General features: G+C 62.9%; 6 protein-coding genes. 2 read left to right on the forward strand and 4 right to left on the reverse strand.

Annotation, left to right across the window (positions count from 1 at the left end):
- On the forward strand, positions 1 to 734 hold a 734-nt coding region (locus tag VFB18_RS15600), incomplete at its 5' end, for an NAD(P)/FAD-dependent oxidoreductase (protein WP_324977411.1).
- A gap of 4 nt (positions 735 to 738) precedes the next feature.
- Here the strand turns inward: VFB18_RS15600 and VFB18_RS15605 are convergent.
- The 4 genes from VFB18_RS15605 to purM form a co-directional block, all read right to left on the reverse strand.
- A complete protein-coding gene (locus VFB18_RS15605; protein WP_324977414.1) occupies positions 739 to 2,016 on the reverse strand; it encodes a GGDEF domain-containing protein in 1,278 nt (425 codons plus the stop codon).
- A gap of 181 nt (positions 2,017 to 2,197) precedes the next feature.
- Positions 2,198 to 3,553: a cytochrome P450 gene (locus VFB18_RS15610; protein WP_324977417.1), complete on the reverse strand. Its 1,356-nt coding sequence runs from the start codon at positions 3,551 to 3,553 to the stop codon at positions 2,198 to 2,200.
- 275 nt (positions 3,554 to 3,828) lie between these two features.
- The gene (gene purN / locus VFB18_RS15615; RefSeq protein ID WP_324977421.1) at positions 3,829 to 4,479 is read right to left on the reverse strand and encodes a phosphoribosylglycinamide formyltransferase; all 651 of its coding nucleotides are present in this window, start codon (positions 4,477 to 4,479) and stop codon (positions 3,829 to 3,831) included.
- Entirely contained in the window at positions 4,476 to 5,549 is a 1,074-nt protein-coding gene (gene purM, locus VFB18_RS15620; RefSeq protein WP_324977424.1) for a phosphoribosylformylglycinamidine cyclo-ligase, read from the reverse strand. The genes purN and purM overlap by 4 nt, the downstream gene beginning before the upstream one ends.
- Positions 5,550 to 5,702: 153 nt before the next feature.
- On the opposite strand from purM, the gene VFB18_RS15625 reads away from it, so the two are divergent.
- A partial coding sequence (locus VFB18_RS15625) for a DUF2066 domain-containing protein (RefSeq protein ID WP_324977427.1) occupies positions 5,703 to 6,104 on the forward strand: 402 nt, incomplete at its 3' end.

Here is a 6,104-nt window from a genome sequence, read left to right on the forward strand (position 1 = left end):
ATTGCGGAGAGAGCGACTGCCGCCTGAGTGCGCCGCACCGACTGACGCTGAGCAATGGCGTCACGGTTCGCGCGCGCACCGTCGTCGTCGCCTCAGGCGCACGCTATCGCCGCCTGCCCGTCGACAATCTTGGAACGTTCGAAGGCGCCGGCGTGTCCTATTGGGCGAGCCCAATCGAGGCGAAGCTGTGCGAAGGCGAGGAGGTCGCGCTCGTGGGCGGGGGCAATTCAGCGGGCCAGGCGGTCGTCTTCCTGGCGCCGAAGGTGAAGACGCTGCACCTCGTCATCCGCGGCGAGGAGCTGGAGGCCTCCATGTCGCGCTATCTCATCGACCGGATCGTGGCGCTGCCCAATGTCGAATTGCATACCAAGACAGAGATTGTCGGGCTTGAAGGCGACGAGAAGGACGGGCTGACCGGTGCCACGTTCCGTGATAGGGAGACCGGCAAGACACACAGCTGCCACATGCGCCATCTGTTTTTATTCATCGGCGCCGATCCGAATGCGAATTGGCTTACCCACTGCGTCGCCGTGGACGGCAAGGGCTTCGTCATCACCGGCAACGGCTTTGCCGTCGGCGATGCCGGGCGCGAGGCGCTTCCCTACGAGACGAGCAGGCCCGGAGTCTTCGCCATCGGAGACGTGCGCGCAGGCTCGACCAAACGCGTGGCCGCCGCCGTCGGCGAGGGCGCCGGCGTCGTGCCGCAAATTCATGAGGTTCTAGCGGAAGCTTAAGTCGCTAACCGGTGAACGCAGGCGCCGGGCTCTCCATCGTGTCTTCGACCGATGGCACGAACAAGCCGATGCGGCTCTTGCCTTCGTAGCGTGCTTGATAGAGCGCATGGTCGGCATCGCGATACATGCGGCTGAACTCGGCATCGACGCCGTCGAGCACAACCACTCCGATCGACACGCTGGCATTGGCGCCCGTGAGCGGGATCGACGGTTTGGCGAGCTTGGCGAGAATGCCCCGGGCCATCGCCATCGCTTCCGTCTGGTCGCAATCGGCAGCGAAGACGAAGAACTCATCGCCGCCAATCCGGGCGCATTCGTCGCCTTCGCGAATGCTCCCGCGGATCGCTTCGGCAATAAGCGCTATGACTGCGTCGCCGGTGGCGTGACCGCGCGTATCGTTGATGATCTTGAGCCCGTCGATGTCGATGAGGAGAGCGGCATAGCTCTTTGCGCGCCGCGCCAGAAGCGTCTTGACCGCGTCGATGGCGCCAAGCCGGTTGCGCAAGCCGGTCAGGGCATCACGCGTCGAGCTCTCATAGAGAGCCTGCATGCGACTTTGCAATGTGGAATAATAGCGCTCCGCTCCGTAGCCGATCAGAAGCGCGAGCACCAACGCGGCGATCAAACTGCCGATGGCAATGTCGCGGAAGCGCGCTTCTTGTGCGAAATAGTACTCCAGGTCGAAGTCGACGCCGGCAAAGCCACTATAGCGGCCCTCGCTATCGTAGATGGGCGCTTCCCCCGTGAGGAATGTGCCGTAGTCGTCCTCCTCGAAGCTGGGATTGACGTAGGTCTTGCCCGCGGCGAGCTGCCCAAGCCAGTCGTCGTTGTATTCCGGACGGACGTCGAACCGCTCCATATAGCCCGACGCTTCCAATTTGCGATTGGTCTTGAGGTCCCGCGAGGCGGCGGTATCGAGCACGAAATAGGCGACGCCGTCCCGCTCGACCATCGTGTACACATAAAAAATGTCCGGGTCCGCGGAATGGAAGCGCACCAGCGGCGCCAGCGCGCGCTTGTACAATTCGTCGCTGTAATTGGCGGGATCGAGCAGTTGCCGGTGCAGATCGCCATCAACGACGCTGGCCGCAAGCCTGGCAATTTCGCCGACATGAGCGCGGAGCGATTCCCAGCGCGCCTGCTTCGACAGATATTGCGGGATGGCGACGAGCGAAACGAGGATCACAGCCGCCGCGAGACTCGCGACCGCGAAGACAATCGGATTGAATTGTCGGCCTTTCGCTCCGGATTTGGCTCCGGGATTCTTTACGGGTGCTAGCACGCCAAGCTGTCCTGTGGGAGCAAGCGCGCCCCCAAGGCAAAGAGCCTACTCGGACGACATTAGCCAAGGGTTTCGATTTCTACGCCTATTCCTCACCCCCGGACCTTGGATGCAACCGGAAGATGCGATGCTGTGCTGCCAGAAGCGCCGTTTCTGACCTGGGTCAGTCCGAGCCCGATTTTTAGCTCAACGGGTGGATGCGGAAGGGGAGGCCGCCCTTGGGGCAGAGCGTCACCGTCGCGTGGATCTTGGCTGGCACCGGCCCGACATATTCGGGCGTGAAGCGCCTGAGGAGCTGCACGAGCGCGAGCGTATTCTCGATCTGCGACAAAGCCCCGCCGATGCACGAGCGCTTGCCCGCGGCAAACGGCAGATAGGTATATTTCGTGCGCTTCTTGGCGCGCTCGGGCGCAAACCGCTCGGGCTCGAACTTCTCGGGCTCCTCCCAAAAATTCGGGCTGTGGTGCATCACGTAAGCGAGGATCACCACCTTGTCGCCGGCCTTGATCTGGCGGCCGCCGATCTCGTCATCGCCAGCGGCGATGCGGATCAAAGCCCAGATGGGCGGGAACAGGCGCATGGTTTCCTGGATGACCATGCGCGTATAGGTGAGGTGCTGAACCTCGTTCCATTCGGGGTCGCGCTCGCCGCACACGGCTCTCGCTTCGGCCCGGATGCGCTCGAGCGCCTCCGGGTGCATCGACAGGAGATAGAGCGACCAGGCGAGCGTGAGCGCCGTGGTCTCCGTGCCGGCCCAGAGATACTGCTTCATCTCGTCGATCACCTGCTGGCGATCGAACTCGGGGAAGTTGGGATCGGCCTCGGCGGCCTGCAGCATCTTGAGCAGCGTCTTCTCGCGATAGTCGAGCACGTTGGCGCCGATCACCGTGTCGGGAATCGAGCCCCACACCTCCATGGCCTTGGCGGCGTCCTCGGCGGTGATTTCCTCGATCTCGCCGCGCACGTTCTTGAGGCGGATCGATTTGTGATTCATCACGTCGGTGTAGGTCTTGACCTGACCGAACACGAAATGAGGGTTGAACGGCATTTCGCGATCAAACAGCGCCTTGCACACCATCTCGGCGGCGAGCGTCCAGGTCTCCTCGACCATCTCGATGGTCTCGCCGGTCGAGGCAAATTTCGCCCAACGTCCCATCTTCGACTCGATGGCCGACATCAGATAGGGGAAATAGACCTCGAACATATTGGGGTGAAAGGCGGGCTGCTGCGGCGCCCTGATCTTCTGCCACAGCGCGCCGTCGATGGTGATCATGCTGCGGCCGAAGACCGGCCGGAGCCCATCGAAATATTTGGTGTAGTTGTCGGCGTTGGTGACGAGAACGCGCTCGGCGTGGGCGGGCTCGGAGAGCAGCACGATGCGGTGGTTCTTGAGGTTGATCGGAACCACGCCACCATATTTGTCGCTGAGCGCCATGAGAACCTGCATAGGGTTCTCCTGGTTCAAGAGCGGGGTGAGCTTGTACCAGATGCTCTGCTCTTCGCCGAGCCCATGCGATGCAGAATAGGCGACCGTCATCTATCCGTCTGTTCCCTTGCTCCCTGTTCTTGCCGTCCGGGGCCAAGGCCTTGCTCCCCAGGGGGTCAGCGGCCTCGTCGAGGGAGCGGCCCTCCGGACAGCTTTCCAAGGCTTCGCCACGTCTTGCGACATCGTGGCAAAAATTGCCCTGATTCAAGGCAGTCCTAGCACCCTGCCGTTGATGTTGTCCATCGTTGGCACATCACCATCTCGTCGCGTGACATGCCACACAATTCAATCTTACGGCCGTTAACACTTTCGTTCAAAGAGCTTCATCAAATTGGCGGCGAAAAGATAGGGGGCTCCTCTCTCATCTGTGTCATTCCAACAACACGTTCGCCATCGACGTGCACCGTTCCCGAGGCGACGAGTCGCAGCGCGTGGGGATAGAGCCGGTGCTCGGCCTCGAGAACGCGGGCTGCAAGGCTTTCCGGCGTGTCGCCGGCGAGGACCGGCACCGCCGCCTGAGCCACGATGGGCCCGGAGTCCATTTCGGGCCGCACGAAATGCACAGTGCAGCCCGTGATCTTAACGCCTTCATCCAGCACCCGAGCATGGGTATGCAAGCCCTTGAACGCGGGGAGGAGCGAGGGGTGGATGTTGAGATGGCGGTTCCACCATCCCCGCACGAACGCTTCGGTGTGAAGCCGCATGAAGCCGGCATTGCAGAGGAGCTCGACCCCGGCTTGTTTGAGGGTCTGGTCGAGCACGGCGTCGAAGTCGGAGCGGCTTGCGAAGCGCTTATGGTCAACGACGAGGGCAGGAATTCCGGCCGCTTCGGCGCGGGCGAGACCCTGCACGCCCGGAACGTTGGAAAGTACGAGCACGATCTTGGCCGGGTAGTCGGGAGATTCTTGCGCCTCGATCAGGGCTTGGAGATTGGACCCCCGGCCCGAGATCAGGACCCCGACTCGCTTCCTTGTCACGGTCCGTCCCCGAGCGTTCCGGCATAGCGCACTGCGGCCCCGCGGCCGCGCTTCACGATCACGCCGATCTCCATCGCCTCCGTGCCAAGGGCGCGAAGCACGCGCCTTTTGTCTCGATGCGCGACGATCAGGATCATGCCGATGCCGCAGTTGAAGGTGCGCAGCATCTCCGCCTCGTCCAACCCCGCCTCGCGTTGCAGCCACTGGAAGACCGGAGGGAGCGTGAAGGATGCGAGCTTGATCTCGGCGGCCAGGGCCTTCGGCAGTACGCGCGGGATATTGTCGGTCAGCCCCCCGCCTGTGATGTGGGCGAGCGCCTTGATCGCTCCGGTTTTGCGAATCGCCGCAAGAATTTGCTTCACGTAGATGCGCGTCGGTGTGAGGAGCGCGGCACCGAGCGACTTGCCTTGGACGAACGGCGCTGGATCGTATAGGCGCAGGCCCGAACGCTCCACAACGCGCCGCACCAAGGAGAAGCCGTTCGAATGAACGCCGGAAGAGGGGAGGGCGAGGATCGCGTCGCCGCTCTTGATGTCCTTGCGCGGCAGGATCGCGCGCCGCTCGACCGCTCCGACGGCAAAGCCTGCAAGGTCGTAGTCGCCCGGCTCATAGAGGCCAGGCATCTCGGCGGTCTCGCCTCCGATCAGCGCGCAACCCGCCTCCTTGCAGCCTCTGGCGATGCTTCGGATCACCGTCTCGGCCACGCCGAGGTCGAGCTTGCCGCTGGCGAAGTAGTCGAGAAAGAAGAGCGGCTCGGCGCCCTGCACCACGAGGTCGTTGACGTTCATGGCGACGAGATCGATGCCGATGCCCTCGTGCAATCCGGTCTCGATGGCGAGCTTGAGCTTGGTTCCGACACCGTCGGTTGCGGCGACCAGCACCGGGTCCCTGAAGGCGCAAGCTTTGAGATCGAAAAGGCCGCCGAAGCCGCCGATCGCTCCGAGCACTCCTTTGCGCCTCGTCGCCTTGGCAAGCGGACCGATGGCCTCGACCAGAGCATTGCCGGCGTCGATATCGACGCCCGCGTCGCGATAGGTGAGCCGGCTCGATGTCCTTGGGGTCGCGGGCACTCCGCCACTCTTTATGGAGGTTCGGGCGATGTGGCATAACAATCGTGCCCAAAGAGGCCAGTCAAGGCGGAAAGGCCGCCTCCTGCCACATTCCCACGGTTTATGGGGGATGGGAGGCTGCTCGAGGGTCGGGCGAAGTCGCAAGAGTTCCTGATGGCGTGCCGGCGGTCAAAATGCCTTGCGGTGCAGGCGCCTTGCATCGCCCTTGTCATTCTGTTCCCAGCCTTAGTCCTTCCGGGCACGGCGCGAGCGGCCGACACGCTTTACGACGTTGCCAAAGTCTCGGTCGACGCCACCGACAAGGATGCCGTCGCCGCCAAGGCCAAAGGCATGAAGGCGGCCGAGCTCGACGCCCTTGAAGTTGTGCTCAAAAGGCTCATGCCGACGAGCGCCTATGCGCAGCTCCCCGACCTCAGCCAGCAAAACATCGAGGATCTGGTTTCGTCGGTTTCGATCAGAAGCGAGCGCAACTCCGCCACGCGCTACATTGCGAGCCTCGACGTCTCGTTCAATCCCGAGGCGGTGAAGCAACTCCTCGACGCCCAGAACCTCCCC

This window comes from Methyloceanibacter sp., assembly GCF_035650995.1.
GTDB lineage: Bacteria > Pseudomonadota > Alphaproteobacteria > Rhizobiales > Methyloligellaceae > Methyloceanibacter.